This is a genomic window from Massilia cellulosiltytica (assembly GCF_047325105.1).
Classification (GTDB): domain Bacteria; phylum Pseudomonadota; class Gammaproteobacteria; order Burkholderiales; family Burkholderiaceae_D; genus Telluria; species Telluria orientalis.
In genome coordinates, this window is the sequence record NZ_CP168562.1 from 499,468 (window position 1) to 516,705 (window position 17,238).

17 protein-coding genes and 1 pseudogene are annotated in these 17,238 nt (G+C 64.6%); 4 read left to right on the forward strand and 14 right to left on the reverse strand.

Annotation, left to right across the window (positions count from 1 at the left end; translation table 11 throughout):
• Positions 1–18: 18 nt before the first annotated feature.
• Complete coding sequence (locus ACEN9H_RS02285; RefSeq protein ID WP_229411992.1) at positions 19–573, forward strand: YcxB family protein; 555 nt, start codon at positions 19–21, stop codon at positions 571–573.
• A gap of 15 nt (positions 574–588) precedes the next feature.
• Here ACEN9H_RS02285 and ACEN9H_RS02290 read toward each other — a convergent pair whose 3' ends face one another.
• From ACEN9H_RS02290 to ACEN9H_RS02320, 7 genes are all read right to left on the reverse strand, one after another.
• On the reverse strand, positions 589–1,512 hold the full coding sequence (locus ACEN9H_RS02290; protein WP_413673634.1) for a M48 family metallopeptidase: 924 nt from the start codon (positions 1,510–1,512) through the stop codon (positions 589–591).
• Between the two features lie 44 nt (positions 1,513–1,556).
• Complete coding sequence (locus ACEN9H_RS02295) at positions 1,557–2,339, reverse strand: lysophospholipid acyltransferase family protein (RefSeq protein WP_413673635.1); 783 nt, start codon at positions 2,337–2,339, stop codon at positions 1,557–1,559.
• Positions 2,336–2,893 (reverse strand): D-glycero-beta-D-manno-heptose 1,7-bisphosphate 7-phosphatase, encoded by a 558-nt coding sequence (gene gmhB / locus ACEN9H_RS02300; protein ID WP_056130040.1) that lies wholly within the window; start codon positions 2,891–2,893, stop codon positions 2,336–2,338. Before gmhB ends, ACEN9H_RS02295 begins: the two co-directional genes overlap by 4 nt.
• Before the next feature lie 5 nt (positions 2,894–2,898).
• On the reverse strand, positions 2,899–4,995 hold the full coding sequence (gene glyS, locus ACEN9H_RS02305; protein ID WP_413673636.1) for a glycine--tRNA ligase subunit beta: 2,097 nt from the start codon (positions 4,993–4,995) through the stop codon (positions 2,899–2,901).
• 26 nt (positions 4,996–5,021) lie between these two features.
• Positions 5,022–5,921 (reverse strand): glycine--tRNA ligase subunit alpha, encoded by a 900-nt coding sequence (glyQ, locus tag ACEN9H_RS02310; RefSeq protein ID WP_259450081.1) that lies wholly within the window; start codon positions 5,919–5,921, stop codon positions 5,022–5,024.
• Between the two features lie 101 nt (positions 5,922–6,022).
• Positions 6,023–7,600, reverse strand: a complete 1,578-nt coding sequence (gene lnt, locus ACEN9H_RS02315) for an apolipoprotein N-acyltransferase (RefSeq protein WP_413673637.1) — start codon at positions 7,598–7,600, stop codon at positions 6,023–6,025.
• Positions 7,601–7,613: 13 nt separating this feature from the next.
• On the reverse strand, positions 7,614–8,492 hold the full coding sequence (locus ACEN9H_RS02320; protein WP_056130046.1) for an HlyC/CorC family transporter: 879 nt from the start codon (positions 8,490–8,492) through the stop codon (positions 7,614–7,616).
• A gap of 153 nt (positions 8,493–8,645) precedes the next feature.
• Here ACEN9H_RS02320 and ACEN9H_RS02325 point away from each other — a divergent pair, with 153 nt between their 5' ends.
• Entirely contained in the window at positions 8,646–9,101 is a 456-nt protein-coding gene (locus ACEN9H_RS02325) for a (2Fe-2S)-binding protein (protein ID WP_036235621.1), read from the forward strand.
• Positions 9,102–9,115: 14 nt separating this feature from the next.
• On the forward strand, positions 9,116–11,347 hold the full coding sequence (locus ACEN9H_RS02330) for a molybdopterin cofactor-binding domain-containing protein (protein WP_413673638.1): 2,232 nt from the start codon (positions 9,116–9,118) through the stop codon (positions 11,345–11,347).
• Positions 11,348–11,359: 12 nt separating this feature from the next.
• Here ACEN9H_RS02330 and ACEN9H_RS02335 read toward each other — a convergent pair whose 3' ends face one another.
• Genes ACEN9H_RS02335 through ACEN9H_RS02355 form a run of 5 tightly spaced genes read right to left on the reverse strand, consistent with a single transcriptional unit; the run spans position 11,360 to position 14,902 of the window.
• On the reverse strand, positions 11,360–11,761 hold the full coding sequence (locus tag ACEN9H_RS02335; protein WP_413673639.1) for a hypothetical protein: 402 nt from the start codon (positions 11,759–11,761) through the stop codon (positions 11,360–11,362).
• A gap of 8 nt (positions 11,762–11,769) precedes the next feature.
• Complete coding sequence (gene ybeY / locus ACEN9H_RS02340) at positions 11,770–12,240, reverse strand: rRNA maturation RNase YbeY (protein WP_056130053.1); 471 nt, start codon at positions 12,238–12,240, stop codon at positions 11,770–11,772.
• Complete coding sequence (locus tag ACEN9H_RS02345; protein ID WP_371767050.1) at positions 12,221–13,315, reverse strand: PhoH family protein; 1,095 nt, start codon at positions 13,313–13,315, stop codon at positions 12,221–12,223. The genes ybeY and ACEN9H_RS02345 overlap by 20 nt, the downstream gene beginning before the upstream one ends.
• Positions 13,312–14,673, reverse strand: a complete 1,362-nt coding sequence (gene miaB / locus ACEN9H_RS02350) for a tRNA (N6-isopentenyl adenosine(37)-C2)-methylthiotransferase MiaB (RefSeq protein ID WP_056130059.1) — start codon at positions 14,671–14,673, stop codon at positions 13,312–13,314. The genes ACEN9H_RS02345 and miaB overlap by 4 nt, the downstream gene beginning before the upstream one ends.
• A gap of 40 nt (positions 14,674–14,713) precedes the next feature.
• On the reverse strand, positions 14,714–14,902 hold the full coding sequence (locus tag ACEN9H_RS02355) for a hypothetical protein (protein WP_413673640.1): 189 nt from the start codon (positions 14,900–14,902) through the stop codon (positions 14,714–14,716).
• A gap of 587 nt (positions 14,903–15,489) precedes the next feature.
• Here ACEN9H_RS02355 and ACEN9H_RS02360 point away from each other — a divergent pair.
• Positions 15,490–15,810: pseudogene (locus tag ACEN9H_RS02360) on the forward strand (hypothetical protein); the annotation flags it as partial.
• Between the two features lie 209 nt (positions 15,811–16,019).
• Here ACEN9H_RS02360 and ACEN9H_RS02365 read toward each other — a convergent pair.
• Complete coding sequence (locus ACEN9H_RS02365) at positions 16,020–16,862, reverse strand: HDOD domain-containing protein (RefSeq protein WP_056130063.1); 843 nt, start codon at positions 16,860–16,862, stop codon at positions 16,020–16,022.
• On the reverse strand, positions 16,859–17,191 hold the full coding sequence (locus ACEN9H_RS02370) for a hypothetical protein (RefSeq protein WP_413673641.1): 333 nt from the start codon (positions 17,189–17,191) through the stop codon (positions 16,859–16,861). The genes ACEN9H_RS02365 and ACEN9H_RS02370 overlap by 4 nt, the downstream gene beginning before the upstream one ends.
• Between the last annotated feature and the right edge of the window lie 47 nt (positions 17,192–17,238).

The window sequence follows — 17,238 nt, forward strand, 5'->3', positions numbered from 1 at the left end:
AAACGAAAGGGGATGCACATGTTGTGGTCAAATCGCTCGCGAGCGGCCGGCCACTCGGATGGCGGGGCCGCGTTGCTGGACCAGCCTGACGCCGCGGATCTCGGTGCCGACGCGATGCCGGCGGCCACGATTCCGGTCGTGCATCCGCCGGCAGAACGTTACAGTCTTCATTTCTGGGTGCGCTACTCGTTCGCCGAGTACGTGCGTTTCATGTGGGAGCATGGCGGTTACCTGATCCGCCGGCGCCATATCCGCTGGCCGATGGGCGTCTACCTGCGCCTGAAAAGCACGCTGTCGGCGGCCACGCACTTCGTGCTGCTGCAGCGCGGGAAGCGCACCTACGAATTCCAGATCGACCAGCACGGCATCGTGCGCACCAGCGACACGGGCGTGAGCCTGATCGACTGGAGCGACGTGGAGCGCATCCGCACGTATTCGAGCGGCTTCATGATGGTCTTGAAGCGGGGCACCCTGCCCATTCCGTTCCGGTGCCTGAACAAGGACGAAGTCAGCGCGATGCGCGGGATCGTCGAGGCGCGTGCGGCGGGCGAACTGCAGTTCCGCGCCTCGTAACAACCAGGTTGGTGGTCATTCGTCCGGGAACAGCACCGGCATCTCCACCGACCGCTTCTTGAGCGCCGCCTTGGCGCCATCGTAATCCGGAAACACCTCGCCCACGACGGCCCAGAAGGCCGGGCTGTGGTTCATCTCGCGCAGGTGCGCCAGTTCGTGCACGACCACGTAGTCCAGCAGCGCGAGCGGATAGTGCACCAGCTTCCAGTTCAACCGGATGTTCCCGGCCACCGTGCACGAGCCCCAGCGTGTGCCGGCCGACGAGATCGCGAACGCGTTGTACGTCACGCCCACGCGCGGCGCGTACAGGTCCAGGCGTTCGCCGAAGATCCGCTTCGCCTCGTCCTGGAACCACAGCTTCACGCGCTCGCGGACCTGCCACGTCGCCAGGCCCGGCGTCACGCCGAGGTGCAGGGTGCGCGTATCGGCATCGTAGACGCAGCGGCTGCGCGCGGCCGGCTCCAGCCGCAACGTGATGTCGGCGCCGAGGTAGGGCAGTTGCGCGCCGTCGACCCATTCCAGGGGCGGACGTTCGGCGCGCTGCGCACGGCGTTCGCCCCGCTCGAACAGCTTGGTGAGGATCCAGCGCTGCTTGGCGCGGATGGCGCGCTCGATGTCGTCCAGCGGCGCGCGGTTCGGCGACGTCACGAACAGGCCGTCGTCGCACACCATGAAGCCGTGCGAGCGGCGCGCGGAGCGGCGCAGCACGTAATGCACGGTATGCGATCCGAGCTGGATCTTGCGCAGCGGCGGGTCGTTCGGACCGACGGGTGGGATGGGCAGGACGCGGGTCGGCACCGGCGGTGCCTTGAACAGCGGGGCCGGCGCCACGGGTCTTGCCGCCGGCGTGGGCGCAGGTGTGGGCGAGGGCTCGAGCGCCGCGACGAGTTCCTGGGCAAACAGCTCCAGCTGGTTCGCGTCGATCTTGGGGGAGGTCATGGTGGGCGGCTTCGATGATGCTTGGTTCTGCGCGCCCAATTCGTTCAAGTACCTGAATAGGCGTGGGGCGAAATGACGCGCATTTCCGATTCTATCCAATTTTCGACCTCTTGCATCAGACTGTCGGCAGTGTGGTTTTCCGGCGATATCGGCTTGCCGATCGAGACGGTGATGAGGCCCGGCCGCTTGATGAACGAGTTCTTGGGCCAGCACTCACCTGAATTATGCGCGATCGGCACGACCATCGCACGAGTTTCTATCGCGAGGCGCGTACCGCCGCTCTTGTACTGTCCTTTCTGGCCCACGGGGATGCGCGTCCCCTCGGGGAACATGATGATCGACTGGCCGTCCGCGAGGCGCGCCTTGCCGATCTTGACGACATGGGCAAAGGCGCGCTTGCCCTTGCTGCGGTCGATCGGGATCATGCGCAGCAGCGCCATGCCCCAGCCGAAGAAGGGGATGTAGAGGATCTCCTTCTTGAAGACGTAGACGAGCGGCCGCTTCATGTTGGGCAGCATGAAGATGGTCTCCCATGCCGACTGGTGCTTCGACAGCAGGATAACGGGTTGCGCCGGCAGGTTTTCGTAGCCTTTCACCTGGTAGCGGATGCCGCAGATGACGCGCGCGCACCAGATGATGAAGACGTTCCAGCGCGAGGTGACCCAGAAGCGCGTGTTGTACGGGAACGGCGCCGCGAGGAAGCAGACGCAGGCCCAGACAACGGTGGCGACGAGCATGACGATCGCGAACAACAGGGAACGCAGGAACAGGGCGGCGGTACGCAAAGGCGTGGTCTCCAGGTCTGGGGTGGCGGTGGTAACGATCATGCGTTGGCAGGCGCGGACGTGGTCTTGAGGAAGGCGTCGACCATGGCGGCGAGGTCGGGGAAGACCTGCGTGCCGGGCGGCAGGCCGCCCGTCTCCAGCGTCTTCTCGCCCTTGCCGGTCAGGACCAGGTAGGGCACGCAGCCGCTGATGAAGCCGGCCTGCAGGTCGCGCAGCGAATCGCCGACGGTCGGCACGCCCTTCAGGCTGAGTTTGAAGCGCTTGCTGATCTCCTCGAACATCCCGTTCTTCGGCTTGCGGCAGTCGCAGTTGTCGATGGCCGCGTGCGGGCAGAAGAAGATGGCGTCGATGTCCGCGCCCACCAGCTGGGCGCTCGCATGCATCTTCTGGTGGATCGCGTTCAGGGTCGCGATGTCGAACAGTTCGCGCGCGATGCCCGACTGGTTCGACGCGATGACGACGCGGTAGCCGGCCTGGTTCAGGCGCGCGATCGCTTCGAGCGACCCCGGGATCGGCATCCACTCGGCGGGCGACTTGATGAACTCGGGGGAGTCATGGTTGATGACCCCGTCCCGGTCGAGGATGATCAGCTTCATTGCACTTATGCGGCCAGTTTCGAGATGTCGGCCACGCGGTTCATCATGCGGTGCAGGATGGACAGCAGGGCCAGGCGGTTGTTCCGCAGCGCGACGTCGTCGGCCATCACCATCACGTCGTTGAAGAACGCGTCGACGTCGTCACGCAGCTGCGCGAGCGTCTTCAGCGTGCCGGTGAAGTCGCCGCGCTCGAACGCCGCATCGACCTCCGGCTGCACGCGTTGCACGCTGGCGTACAGTGCCTTCTCGGCGGCATCCTGCAGCAGGGCTGCATCGACGTTACCGGCTTGTGCGAGCGCTTCCTCGTTCTTCTTGAGGATGTTCGAGATGCGCTTGTTGGCGGCGGCCAGCGACGCGCTCTCGGGCAGCGCGGCGAAGGCCTGCACGGCCTCCAGGCGCTGCACGACGTCGTCCACGCGGTCCGGGTTCTGCGCCAGCACGGCTTCCACCTCGTTCGGCGCGAAGCCGCGGTCGCGCAGCAGGCCGCGCAGGCGGTCCAGCATGAACGCGGTGACGTCGGCCGTCGGATCTTTAAAGGTCGGCATGTAGTCGAACACGCCGGCGGCATCCTTCAACAGGTCGGACAGCGCGAGCGGCAGGCGCTTCTCGACCAGCATGCGCATCACGCCCAGCGCGTGGCGGCGCAGCGCGAACGGGTCCTTCTCGCCGGTCGGCTGCAGGCCGATCGACCAGATGCCGACGAGGGTTTCCAGTTTGTCGGCCAGCGCGACAGCCAGGCCCGTGTTCGTCGTCGGCAGCGCGTCGCCCGAGAAGCGCGGTTGGTAGTGCTCGGACGCGGCCAGCGCCACTTCCTCGTGCTCGCCGTCGTTGCGGGCGTAGTACGTGCCCATGATGCCTTGCAGTTCCGGGAACTCGCCGACCATGTCGGTCAGCAGGTCGGCCTTCGCCAGCTGCGCGCCGCGTTCGGCCAGCAGCACGTCGTAGCCGAGGCGGCGGGCGATGGCACCGGCGAGGCGCGTGACGCGCTGCGTGCGTTCGGCCTGCGTGCCGAGCTTGTTGTGGTAGACGACGTTCGCCAGCAGCGGCAGGCGCGATTCCAGCGACTTCTTCTTGTCCTGCTCGAAGAAGAATTTCGCATCCGACAGGCGCGGGCGCACGACGCGCTCGTTGCCGCCGATGATGGCGGACGGGTCGTCGGTCGCGAGGTTCGAGACGATCAGGAAGCGCGAGCGCAGCTTGCCGTTCGTATCCGTCAGCGCGAAGTACTTCTGGTTCGTCTGCATCGTCAGGATCAGGCATTCCTGCGGTACGGACAAGAACACGTCTTCGAACTGGCATTCGTAGACGACCGGCCATTCGACCAGCGCCGCCACTTCATCCAGCAGCGATTCCGGCATCAGCACCTGGTCGCCGCCGGCCTTGGCCAGCAACTGGGTGCGGATCGATTCCTTGCGTTCCTCGGCATTGGCGACGACCTTGCCGAAGACCTTGAGCAGTTCGTTGTAGGCGTCCGCATGGCCGATATCGAAGGCGTGGCCGTTCGACAGGAAGCGGTGGCCGAGCGTGCTGCGGCCGGCCTTGAGGCCCAGCAGGGACAGCGGCACGATGGTCTCGCCGTGCAGCGCCAGCAGCGTGTGCACGGGGCGCACGAACTGCACGGTGGCGCCGTCCGGACGCTGGTAGCTCATCACCTTCGGGATCGGCAGCTTCGCGACCGTCTCTTCCAGCACCGGCTGCAGGCCTTCGGCCAGGCCGACGCCCGGCGCGGTGTAGGTGTAGAAGAAGCTTTCGGCCTTGCCGTCCTGGGCGCGTTCGAGGTCGCTGATCTTCAGGTCGGGGAAGCCGAGGGCGGCCAGTTTCTTGGCCAGCGGCGCGGTCGGGTTGCCGTCCTTGTCGAGGGCGACGGTCACCGGCAGGATCTTCTCGCGGATCGTCTTGTCGGCCGACGTGGCGCGCACGTTGGTGATGGAGACGGCCAGGCGGCGCGGCGTGGCGTAGGTGGTGACGACGCTGTCGGCGGCCAGGAAATCACGGGCCTTCAGGCCGTTCGCGATGCCGCCCGCGAAAGCGGCGCCCAGTTTCACCAGCGCCTTCGGTGGCAGCTCTTCGGTCTGCAGTTCGACGAGTAATGTCTGATTCATGGTGTCGTTCTATTCTGTTCTGGGACTCAGGCTTTCGGGAGCATCGGGAAGCCCAGCTTCTCGCGCGAATCGTAATAGGCCTGGGCGACGAGGCGCGACAGGGTGCGCACGCGGCCGATGTAGGCGGCGCGCTCGGTGACGGAGATCGCGCCGCGCGCATCCAGCAGGTTGAAGCTGTGCGACGCCTTCATGATCTGCTCGTACGCGGGCAAGGTGAGCGCCAGTTCGATCAGGCGCTTGGCCTCGCTCTCGTGATTATTGAAAGCCTGGAACAGCAGGTCCGTGTTCGAGTGCTCGAAGTTGTAGGTCGACTGTTCGACTTCGTTCTGGTGGAAGACGTCGCCGTACGACAGCGATTTCTTCTCGCCATTCTCTTCCCACTCGGTCCACACGAGGTCATACACGTTCTCGACGCCCTGCAGGTACATCGCCAGGCGCTCGATGCCGTAGGTGATCTCGCCCAGTACCGGCTTGCAATCGAGGCCGCCGACCTGCTGGAAGTACGTGAACTGGGTGACTTCCATGCCGTTCAGCCAGACTTCCCAGCCGAGGCCCCAGGCGCCCAGGGTCGGGCTTTCCCAGTCGTCCTCGACGAAGCGCACGTCGTTCTTTTTCAGGTCCAGGCCCAGCGCTTCCAGGGAACCCAGGTACAGGTCGAGGATGTTTTCCGGCGCCGGCTTCAGCACGACCTGGTACTGGTAATAGTGCTGCAGGCGGTTCGGGTTCTCGCCGTAGCGGCCATCCTTCGGGCGGCGCGACGGCTGCACGTAGGCGGCGCGCCACGGTTCCGGTCCGATCGCGCGCAGGAAGGTGCCAGTGTGGAAGGTGCCCGCGCCGACTTCCATGTCGTACGGCTGGAGCAGGGCGCAACCCTGCTTGTCCCAGTAGGTTTGCAAGGTCAGAATGATTTGTTGGAATGTGAGCATCTTGTTGGCTTCGCGCGCACGGGGCGCGAACACGGTGAGTTTGCTAAAACACCAATTCTAGCGGGTTTTACGGAATGGCTTGAAGTGAATCGCTCGCTATTTTAGCCGGTCGCCTGCCGCTGTCGTCCGGCGAGCCAGGCGCCGGCCAGCAGCAAAGCGCCCAGCGCGAGGAACAGCAGGTTGCCGAAGCGGATGTACGGCGTGCTGCCGGCCATGCCCTGCACGGTCGCCGCCAGGGTGCCCTGGGTATAGAACGGCAGCAGCGCGGCGACGTTGCCGCGGCCGTCGATGACGGCGGTGGCGCCGTTGTTCGTTGCGCGCAGCATCGGACGGCCCGTCTCGAGACTCCGCATGCGCGAGATCTGCAGGTGCTGCGGGATGGCGGTCGACTCGCCGTACCATGCCAGGTTCGACACGTTCAGCAGTACGGTGGCCGGCTGCGCCTGCGACCGCAGGTTCTTCGCGATCTCTTCGCCGAACACGTCTTCGTAGCAGACGTTCGGCAGCACCAGCTGGTCCTGCACGGCGAACGGCGCCTGCACGTCCGGGCCGCGCGTGAAATCGCCCAGCGGGATCTGCATCAGGTCCGTAAACCAGCGAAAGCCCGTCGGGATGAATTCGCCGAACGGCACCAGGTGGTTCTTGTCGTAGCGGTAGGATTGTCCCTGCGGGCCGATGCCCGCCACGCTGTTCGCGTACACCGTCATGCTGTCGGCCAGCGGGATCCCGAACAGGAACGCGCTACCCGTTCTTGCCGCGTAATCGCGGAAGGTCTGCAGGTACCCGGGCGGGAGCTGGTTCGGGAACACGGGGATGGCGGTCTCCGGCGCCGCGATCAGGTCGGCTGGCGCGGCCGTCATCATGTCGCGGTAGCGCGCGAGGATCATGCCCAGGTGCTCGGCGCTGAATTTCTCGTCCTGGCGGATGTTGCCCTGCACGAGGCGCACGCTGAGCGGCTTGCCGGCAGGTGCGGTCCACGCGACGTGCTTCAGGCCCCAGCCGGCCAGCAGCAGCGCGGCGAACAGGCCCATGGCGGGCAGCCGGCGGCGCTGGGTAAGCATCACGAGGCACGCCGAGCACACGGCGACCAGCACGCCGATGCCGTACACGCCGAGGATCGGCGCGAAGCCGGCGAGGGGCGCCGTCACGTGCGCATAGCCGGACGCCGCCCAGGGAAAACCGGTAAAGACCCAGCCGCGCATCCATTCCGAGACGCCCCAGCAGGCGGGGAACACGAGCAGCAGGAAGGCGGGGACGGGCAGCGACCAGCGCTTGCGCAGCCACGACGACACGCCCGCCGCGAACGCACCGAACAGGCCCATGTAAAGACCCAGCAGCGCGATGGCGATGGCGGACAGCACGGCCGGCAGGCCGCCGAAGCGGTTCAGCGCGATATATAACCAGTGCATGCCGGCCACGGACCAGCCGAAGCCGAATGCCCAGCCGAGGAAGACGGCGCGGCGGGTCGAGCTGCCCATGCCGACCTGGTAGAACAGGTAAGCGAGGGACAGGAACTGGACGGGCCACCAGCCGAACGGTTCGAACGAGAACAGGCTCAGGGCGCCGGCCAGCGCCGCGACGGCGAGGCCCGTCATGCTCGGCCGCGTGCCGCGCAGCGCGGGATCGGGCGCCACCGCGGGCTTGCGGCGCCGCCGCAGGTTCAGGCTGGATGCGATCAATGCAGGACCCGCGTCAATCGTGTTCGTCGTCGACGGCCGGGAGTTTTTCCACCAGCAGCACGTGGATCTGGCGCGCGTCGGCGCGCAGCACTTCGAAGCGCAGGTTCTCGAGGTCGAACACCTCGCCCTTGTGCGGCATGCGGCCCAGGTGGCTGGCGACGAGGCCGCCGATGGTGTCGACGTCGTCCTCGGGCAGGTCGACGCCGATCTCTTCGTTGAACTGCTCGATCTCCGTCAGCGCCTTCACGCGCCAGCGCGAGCCGTGCTGGCCTTCCCTGATGGAGAGGATGTTGTCTTCTTCCTCGTCGAAGTCGTACTCGTCCTCGATGTCGCCGACGATCTGTTCCAGCACGTCCTCGATGGTGATCAGGCCGGCCACGCCGCTGTACTCGTCGACGACGATGGCCATGTGGTTGTGGTTCGCGCGGAAGTCGCGCAGCAGCACGTTCAGGCGTTTCGATTCCGGGATGAAGATCGCTGGGCGCAGCATGTCGCGCACGTCGAACGATTCTTCCGCGTAGTAGCGCAGCAGGTCCTTGGCGAGCAGGATGCCGACCACCTTGTCGCGCTCGCCCTCGATGGCGGGGAAGCGCGAGTGCGCCGTTTCCAGCACGATGGGCAGCCATTCCTCGATCGGCTTGGTGATGTCGATCACGTCCATCTGGGAGCGCGGGATCATGATGTCGCGCACCGACAGGTCGGACACCTGGAACACGCCCTCGATCATGGAGAGCGCGTCGGCGTCGATGAGGTTGCGTTCGTGGGCGTCGTGCAGAACTTCCAGCAGTTCGGCGCGGTTTTCGGGCTCGGGGGAAATCAGTGCGGTCAACCGTTCGAACAGCGACCGGTGGGTTTTAACGTCCGAACGGACGTCAGCAGGGTGCTCGGGCATAGTTGGCGTGAAGCCGTTATTACGATGGGCCATAGGATACACCAAAAGCCGGAATGCCTGATTTTTATGCAGGCATCCGGGTTCAAGCAGGCGTGCGCCATTGCTGCTAGTCTTCGTCCTATAGTTGCTCAATCGCTAAGGAAAGGAATCCCCATGCCCGCCTTGAACGTCAACGGCACCACCACCAACCTCGACGTCCCCGACGACATGCCCCTGCTGTGGGCCTTGCGCGACGTGATGGGGCTCACCGGCACGAAGTTCGGCTGCGGCGTCGCCCTGTGCGGCGCCTGCACCGTGCACCTGGACGGCCAGGCCATCCGCTCGTGCGTGACGCCCGTGTCGGCCGCGGCCGGCAAGAAGATCACGACCATCGAGGCGATCGGCAACGACCCGGTCGGGGCCAAGGTGCAGGACGCGTGGCGCAAGATCGACGTCGTCCAGTGCGGGTATTGCCAGTCGGGCCAGATCATGTCCGCCACCGCGCTGCTGCACGCGACGCCGAAGCCGGGCGACGCCGACATCGACAACGCCATGGCCGGCAACATCTGCCGCTGCGGCACGTACAACCGCATCCGCAAGGCGATCAAGATCGCATCGGGTCAGGCATGAAAGGGGATGACCGCATGGACCAGCTCTCGAACAAACGCCGCCAGTTGTTGAAAGCGGGTGCCGCCGGTGGTGGCAGCCTGCTGTTCGGCTTCTCGCTGTTCGGCTGTACGAAACAGGGCGACGCGCCGGCCAACGACCGCAAGGAACCGCCGTCCGAAAAGGCCGTCGGCCAGGCGTCGACCGCGATGACGAACGAGCAGCCGGGCCTCGCGCACGACGCGTTCATCCGCATCGACCGCGAAGGCATCGTCACGCTCATCATCCACAAGGTCGAGATGGGGCAGGGCACGTTCACGTCGCTGCCGCAGCTGCTGGCCGAGGAACTGGGCGCCGACCTGTCGAAAGTGAAGTTGGAGCAGGCGCCCGCGAACAACTCGCTGTACGCCGATGCGCTGCTGGGCGGCCAGGTGACGGGCGGCTCGACGTCCATCCGCGCCACCTACAAACCGTTGCGCGAGGCGGGCGCCAAGGTCCGCACGGTGCTCGTGCAGGCCGCCGCGAAGAACTGGAACGTGGAGCCGGGCGACCTGAAGGTGGTGGGCGGGACGATCCGCCACGACGCGTCGAACCGGCAGGTGCACTTCGGCGAAGTCGCGGAGGCCGCGTCGAAGCTGAGCTTCCCGGCCGAGGTCAAGCTGAAGGACCCGGCCCAGTTCACGCTGGTCGGCAAGGCGATCAAGCGCCTCGATTCGCCCGCCAAGGTGAACGGTTCCGCGCAGTTCGGCATCGATGCGCGCCTGCCCAACATGGGGATCGCCGCGGTGGCGGCGTCGCCCGTCCTGGGCGGCAAGGTCGCCGCCGTCGACGAGCAGAAGGCCATGGCCGTGAAAGGCGTGCGCCAGGTGCTGCGCATCGAAGGGGCGGTGGCCGTCGTGGCCGACCACTTCTGGGCCGCGAAACAGGGCCTGCTTGCCGCCGCACCGCGCTTCGACGATGGTCCGAACGCCAACGTCAGCACGGCCGGCATCGTCGCGGACATGATGAAGGTATCGCAGAACACGGGCGCCATCGCCACCGACAAGGGCGATGCGCTGAAGGCGCTGGATGCCGGCCCGGGCCGCCGTATCGACGTCATCTACGAAGTCCCGTTCCTCGCGCACGCGACGATGGAACCGATGAACTGCACGGTCGACCTGAAGCCGGACGGCTGCGACATCTGGGTCGGCACGCAGGTGCCGGCGCTGGCGCAGGGCGCGGCCGCGAAGCTCACCGGGCTGCCGCTCGAGAAGGTCCGCGTGCACAACCACTACATCGGCGGCGGCTTCGGGCGCCGGCTCGAAGTCGACAACGTGATCCAGGCCGTGGAATTCGCCAAGCTGGCCAAGGGGCCTCTGAAGATCGTCTGGACGCGCGAGGAAGACATCCAGCACGACATGTACCGCCCCTATTACGTCGACCGCATGTCGGCGCGCATCGACGACAAGGGCATGCCCGTGGCGTGGTTCCACCGCGTGACGGGGTCGTCGATCATGGCGCGCTTCGCGCCGCCGATGGTCAAGAACGGCGTCGACCCGGATGCGGTGGAAGCGGCGGCCGACATCCAGTATTCGATTCCGGCGATCCGCGTCGAATACGTGAGGCACGAACCGCCGGGCCTCGCGACCGCGTTCTGGCGTGGCGTCGGCCCCACGCACAACGTGTTCGTCGTCGAGAGTTTCATCGACGAGCTGGCGTATGCGAGCAAGACGGACCCCGTCGCGTTCCGCCGCGCGCTGCTGCAAAAATCGCCGCGCACGCTGGCCGTGCTGAACCTGGCGGCCGAGAAGGCCGGCTGGGGCAAGCCTTTGAAACCGGTCGCGGGGCGCAAGCTGGGACGGGGCATATCGACGCAGTTCGCGTTCGGCAGCTACATGGCGCAGGTGGCGGAGGTGTCGGTCGGACCGGACGGCGACGTGCGCGTGCACCGCGTCGTGTGCGCGGTGGACTGCGGCCAGAACGTCAACCCAGACACCATCGTCGCGCAGATGGAGGGCGGCATCGTGTTCGGCGCCAGCGCGGCGCTGTGGGACGAGGTGACGGTCGAGAAGGGGCGGGTGCAGCAGTCGAACTTCTCCGACTACCGCGTGATGCGCATGCCGGAATCGCCGGCAGTGGAAGTCTATATCGTCAACAGCCACGACGACCCGGGCGGGATCGGCGAGCCGGGGACCGCGGGGATCGCGCCGGCGCTGGCGAATGCGGTGTTCGCGGCGACCGGGAAGCGGGTGAGAAAGTTGCCGATTGCGGAACAGCTCAAGAAGGCCTGAACGTTCCGCGACCTAAAACAACGTCGTCCCCGCGCAGGCGCACTGCTGTCCGGAATAATTTTTACCGTCGAAAATAGGCCCGCCATAGGAAAAACCGTCGTTCCCGGCATTGCCGGAAACGACTTCCCGCGAAAGCGGGAACCCATGCTGACTGCTCGAAGTGGACTCTTTGTAGCCAACGAGGTGGAAATGAAGAACGTAGTTAGCATACTCAGTATGGATTCCCGCTTGCGCGGGAATGACGATGCTATTTCTGACGGTTTTTGAAAACAATATTCCGGACACTAGTGCGCGCAGGCGGGGATCCAAGTGACCTAAAACAACGTCGTCCCCGCGCAGGCGGGGATCCAAGTTTGCCGGCAGATCGTGCAGATTGGGTTCCCGCCTGCGCGGGAACGACGGTTTCTCGGCCAACGGCCCTATTAGTTCTCCGCGTACGGATCCGGATACCCCAGCGCTTCCATGATGTCGCGCTCGAGCTGCTCCATCTCCTCGGCTTCCTCATCCGTCTCGTGGTCGAAGCCCTGCGCGTGCAAAACCCCGTGCACGACGAGGTGCGCCGCGTGCTCCTCGACCGTCTTCTTTTGCTCGTCCGCTTCGCGCTGCAGCACGTCCGTGCACAGGACGATGTCGGCCTGCGTCGGTTCGTCGTCGGCGATTTCCGCGCCCTCGTTGTACGCGAAGGTGAGCACGTTGGTGGCGTAGTCCTTGCCGCGGTATTCGCGGTTCAGGGTCTGGCCTTCCTCGGCGTCGACGAAGCGGATCGCCAGCTCGGCCGGGCCGAGGAGGGCGCCGCGCACCCAGCGCTCCACCAGTTCGGGCGTGAGGTCCGCTTCGAGGCGGGTGTCGGGGTACTGGACGTCCAGTTCGAGGTTATGCTTTTTTTCTTGCATGGCGGGTAGCGGCTGGTTTGGTCAAAGTGCCAGGGAGTGCGCCGAGTTCCTGCACCGACGCGGCCTTTTCGTAGGCGTCGACGATGCGGGCCACCATCGGGTGGCGCACGACGTCGGCGCTGGAGAACTGGGTAAACGCGATGCCGCGCACGTCCTTCAGCACGTGCATGGCGTCGACGAGGCCGCTCCGCTGCGTCTTGTGCAGGTCGACCTGGGTGACGTCGCCCGTGACGACGGCCTTGCTGCCGAAGCCGATCCGGGTCAGGAACATCTTCATCTGCTCGGCCGTCGTGTTCTGGGCCTCATCCAGGATCACGAACGCGTGATTCAGGGTGCGGCCGCGCATGAACGCGAGCGGGGCGATCTCGATCACCTGCTTCTCGAACAGCTTCTGCGTGCGGTCGAAGCCGAGCAGGTCGTACAGCGCGTCGTACAGCGGGCGCAGATACGGGTCGACCTTCTGCGCGAAGTCGCCCGGGAGGAAGCCCAGGCGCTCGCCCGCTTCCACGGCCGGACGGGTCAGGATGATGCGCTTGACGGCGTCGCGTTCGAGGGCGTCGACGGCGCAGGCGACGGCGAGATAGGTCTTGCCGGTGCCGGCCGGGCCGATGCCGAAGCTGATGTCGTGTTCGAGCACGGCCTTCAGGTACTGGATCTGGTGCGGCGTGCGGCCGCGCAGGTCGTGGCGCCGCGTCTTGAGCATCGGGCTCACCAGTTCCTCGTCGTCGACCTCGTCCGCTTCCTCCGTGACGGCAGCGCCAGGTTCCTTCGGCGGCGGCGCTTCGGCATCCGCGTTCTTGGGTTTCAGGCCCGCGCGCTGTTCGACCAGCGCCAGCTGCACTTCCTCGATCGGCACGACCTTGTCGGCCACCGCGTAGAAGCGTTCGAGCAGCTCGACGGCGCGCTCGGCATTGGTCCCGCTGACGATGAATTTCTCGCCGCGCCGGAAAATGGTCACATCGAGGGCGGCCGAGATCTGGCGCAGGTTTTCGTCGAGCGGGCCGCAGAGGTGGGCGAGCCGCGTGTTATCGAGCGGCTCGGGGAAGAAGTACGAAGGCTGGGTAGGCGTTTTCAACTGGCTTTGGCAATCGTATCAATGCGGGCGACCAGGTCGCCGCGCAGGGTGTAATCCAGGCTCTCGGTGATGCGCACGTCGACCAGCTGGCCGATGAGCGCAGCACTGTCGTCGCCCGGGAAGAAGTTGACGACGCGGTTGTTCTCGGTGCGCCCCTGGAGTTCGCCCCCGCCCTTCTTGGACGGACCTTCGACGAGGATGCGCTGCACGGTGCCGACCATGCTGGCGCTGGTCTTGCGGGTGTTGGCGTCGATCTGCGCCTGCAGGCGTTGCAGGCGCGCGAGCTTGACTTCGTGCGGGGTGTCGTCCGCCAGGTTGGCGGCCGGCGTGCCGGGGCGCTTGCTGAAGATGAAGGAGAAGCTGTTGTCGAAGCCGACGTCCTCCACGAGCTTCATCATCGCTTCGAAATCGGCATCCGTCTCGCCCGGGAAGCCGACGATGAAGTCGGACGAGATCGAGATGTCCGGGCGCACCGCCTTGATGCGGCGGATGATCGATTTGTATTCCAGGCCCGTGTAGCCGCGCTTCATCGCCTGCAGGATGCGGTCGGAGCCGTGCTGCACGGGCAGGTACAGGTGGTTCACCAGCTGCGGGATCTTCGCGTACGCGTCGATCAGGCGCTGGGTGAATTCCTTCGGGTGGCTCGTGACGAAGCGCAGGCGCTCGATGCCGGGGATCTCGGCCACGTATTCCAGCAGCAGGGCGAAGTCCGCGATTTCTCCCGACTCCATCGCGCCGCGGTACGCGTTCACGTTCTGCCCCAACAGCATGATTTCCTTGACGCCCTGCGCGGCCAGGCCGGCGACTTCCGTCAGCACATCCTCGAAGCGGCGCGAGACTTCCTCGCCGCGGGTGTACGGCACCACGCAGTAGCTGCAATATTTACTGCAGCCTTCCATGATCGACACATAGGCCACCGGACCTTCGACCTTGGCCGGCGGCAGGTGGTCGAACTTTTCGATTTCCGGGAAGCTGATGTCGACCTGGGCCGCGCCCGTGTGGCGGCGCAGCTGGATCATCTGCGGCAGGCGGTGCAAGGTCTGCGGGCCGAACACCATGTCCACGTGCGGCGCGCGCTTGACGATGGCTGCGCCTTCCTGCGACGCCACGCAGCCGCCCACGCCGATGATCAGGTCGGGCTTGGCGCGCTTGAGTTCCTTCAGGCGGCCGAGGTCGGAAAACACTTTTTCCTGCGCTTTTTCACGCACGGAGCAGGTGTTGAACAGGATCACGTCGGCATCATCCGGCGTGTCGGTGCGTACGAGCCCATCGGACGCGCCCAGCACGTCCGCCATCTTGTCCGAGTCGTACTCGTTCATTTGGCAACCGAAGGTCTTGATGAATACTTTTTTCTGCATGGAATGCTTCTAAGTGCTGTTGGGGGACCTCGAAAAGCCGTCACGAGCGGCCGCGCTGGTGCCAGGAGAAGCGCAGCTGTACGAGAGTACAGCGAGCATCGCAGTGCGCCAGCGCAACGCGCAGCAGGTTTTTCGACGTTTCCTGATGCTTTGACAAGTGGTAGTCCAGTTTACCGTAAATCGGAAACACGCCGGAAAAGCGGGTGCGTGTGGCCGTGCGCGCCGACATTCCGTGCTGCGCGGAATTCAGGATTTTCCGAGGGAAATATTTCTACAGTCGGTTACATTGTTAAATCTTGAATTTTTCTTTCTAGCTGTTATCTTTAAAGTTGCCGATTCGACTCGAATTAGTTTCTCCTTGTAAATCAAGAAGTTCGTGTAGCTCGGCAATTGCAAAATTAGTCTAAAAAAACACTTGCGTGCGCCACAATTTGTCACCATGTGCTGAAATGACTATGTGACAAGCTTTCCACAAGTTAGCTTGATATCGGCCAATGAATTTCGTGCTCAGGTCGAGTGTGAGCCCGACATATGAGTTTGATAATTTGTCCGAAAGACAAGTGCATGTGGGAAGCGGGGAGTGCAAAAACCGCAGCGGCGACGGCAGTTCGGTCGCGGCGCCCGGACAGGGTTCCAACGCTGCATTCGTTTTTTCGCTTCCCGCCAAGGGAGCGCACGCGGTCCGGAGATGCGCCGGTCGATATGTCAGGTGGATGCCTGGTCAGTCGGTCTCGCAATCCGGGAACTTATGTTGATGAAACTTAGTCATTAAACACGGTTCGTAAGAGAACTATTTTAACCATTTACGAGGTCATCATGGCACATCACGCTTTGTCATCACAGGAAAGCTACAACCCGAACCATTTGCTGGACATTCTGCTGGGCAAGATGCAGCTGAAGAACGACGCTGCGCTGTCGCGCATGCTGGAAGTCGCTCCGCCGGTGATCAGCAAGATCCGCCACCACCGCCTGCCGGTCGGCGCCTCGCTGCTGATCCGCATGCACGAAGTGACCGGCATGAGCATCCGCGACCTGCGTGACCTGATGGGCGATCGCCGCACCAAATATCGCCTGTCGGATGCCCAGGGCCGCCCGAAGCCCGAGGAAAAAGCTGCACAGCAAGCTGCTCAGCAGGCTGCGCAACAGCAACAAGCTCAGTCGCAAGCTCAGCAAGGCCAACCGTCGCAATCGAACGACGCATCGTCTTCGACCAAGTCGCCGGGCAACTATGCGCACTGATGCCGCAGGCATGACAGCCGGTCCTGTCATGCCTTCGGACAGACCCGGCAGCGAAGCACCACTTCGCTGCTGTCACTATCGATCATCCTGGGCTTGATCGGCCCTTTTCAAGCCATCAGGATGGTCGACATTTCGCCAAACTGCAGTTCCGTTTCGCGGAACAGGTGCAGATAGGCTTCTTCGTTCAATCCCATCGCATCCCAGGCCACGCTGGATACGCGCGGCACCAGTTCGTTGTCTTCGCCGGCCAGGTCGAGCGCGTGCACGATGGCGTTGGCCACGTGCACGATCGTTGCCAGGAACCCCGCGCCGTGGATGTCGGGCGCGTGGTGGTAGGCGATCGCCTGGCGCATGGTGCTCGAAAAATTCCAGTGGTCGGCCAGGGCGACCCCCGCGTCGACGTGGTCGATGCCGAGGACGGCCTGTTCGGCGTCCTGCCAGTCGCCGCCGTGCTGTGCGTGCCAGGCCACGACCTGGGCATAGGCGTCCGGATGACCGGTCACCAGCACGAGCCGGCCGATGTCATGCAGCAAGCCGGCCGTGAAGGCGATGTCCTGGTTGAAACGCATCCGGCGCGCCAGCGCACGTGCGCACGCGGCCGTGGCGATCGAATGGCGCCAGAACGCCTTGTCGTGGAAGCCCTCGCAGCGTCCGCTCGGGAAGCAACCTGTGATGGCAGCCGCCGTGATCAGGTTGCGCGTCGTCTGGAAGCCGAGGAAGGTGATGGCTTGCTGGATCGTCGTGACCTTCACTTGCAGGCCGTAGGTCGAGGAATTGGCGAGGCGCAGCGTTTTTGCCGTCAGGGCCTGGTCGTACGACACCTTTTTTGCCAGCACCGAGATGTCGATGTCTTCCTGCTCTATGCTGCTGAGCAATTCCATGACGACGGCGGGCAGCGACGGCAGGTCTTGCACGCCGGCAGCCAGTTGTTCGGGCGTCAAACGGTTCATGGGTTCACCTCGCGCTGCAGGCGGTAGTCTTCCACGTAGCGGCGCAGGATGCCCGTGGCCCAGTCGCCGAGGTCGTCGCGGTCGTGCTTGCGGAAGATGTGATCGAGCCGTGCCTGGATCGCTTCCGGATCGATGGGCAGCGGTTCGGGTGCCGCCTGGAGGATCGGCAGCATGTCGATACCATGCCGTGCCAGCGATGCCAGCATGGATTCGGTCAGCACGATACCCTGTGCCAGTAACACATTGCCTTTCCCGTCGCGCACGACGTCGGACAACACCATGCCCGGTCGGGTCTCGCCCAGCGGCGTCAGGTGGAAAGGACCGCTCATGCTTCCCTCATTTAATTTAATTTTTACAATGGATTGAATATTACCAT

Bases quoted from the DNA above. Each gene is read 5' to 3' on its own strand.
- ybeY (WP_056130053.1), bottom strand. From the start codon at position 12,240: ATGCAAGAAAAAAAGCATAACCTCGAACTGGACGTCCAGTACCCCGAC.
- ACEN9H_RS02295 (WP_413673635.1), bottom strand. From the start codon at position 2,339: ATGATCGTTACCACCGCCACCCCAGACCTGGAGACCACGCCTTTGCGT.
- ACEN9H_RS02290 (WP_413673634.1), bottom strand. From the start codon at position 1,512: ATGACCTCCCCCAAGATCGACGCGAACCAGCTGGAGCTGTTTGCCCAG.
- ACEN9H_RS02285 (WP_229411992.1), top strand. From the start codon at position 19: ATGTTGTGGTCAAATCGCTCGCGAGCGGCCGGCCACTCGGATGGCGGG.
- ACEN9H_RS02325 (WP_036235621.1), top strand. From the start codon at position 8,646: ATGCCCGCCTTGAACGTCAACGGCACCACCACCAACCTCGACGTCCCC.
- miaB (WP_056130059.1), bottom strand. From the start codon at position 14,673: ATGCAGAAAAAAGTATTCATCAAGACCTTCGGTTGCCAAATGAACGAG.
- ACEN9H_RS02370 (WP_413673641.1), bottom strand. From the start codon at position 17,191: ATGAGCGGTCCTTTCCACCTGACGCCGCTGGGCGAGACCCGACCGGGC.
- glyQ (WP_259450081.1), bottom strand. From the start codon at position 5,921: ATGCTCACATTCCAACAAATCATTCTGACCTTGCAAACCTACTGGGAC.
- glyS (WP_413673636.1), bottom strand. From the start codon at position 4,995: ATGAATCAGACATTACTCGTCGAACTGCAGACCGAAGAGCTGCCACCG.
- ACEN9H_RS02365 (WP_056130063.1), bottom strand. From the start codon at position 16,862: ATGAACCGTTTGACGCCCGAACAACTGGCTGCCGGCGTGCAAGACCTG.
- gmhB (WP_056130040.1), bottom strand. From the start codon at position 2,893: ATGAAGCTGATCATCCTCGACCGGGACGGGGTCATCAACCATGACTCC.
- ACEN9H_RS02330 (WP_413673638.1), top strand. From the start codon at position 9,116: ATGGACCAGCTCTCGAACAAACGCCGCCAGTTGTTGAAAGCGGGTGCC.
- ACEN9H_RS02320 (WP_056130046.1), bottom strand. From the start codon at position 8,492: ATGCCCGAGCACCCTGCTGACGTCCGTTCGGACGTTAAAACCCACCGG.
- ACEN9H_RS02355 (WP_413673640.1), bottom strand. From the start codon at position 14,902: ATGTCGGCGCGCACGGCCACACGCACCCGCTTTTCCGGCGTGTTTCCG.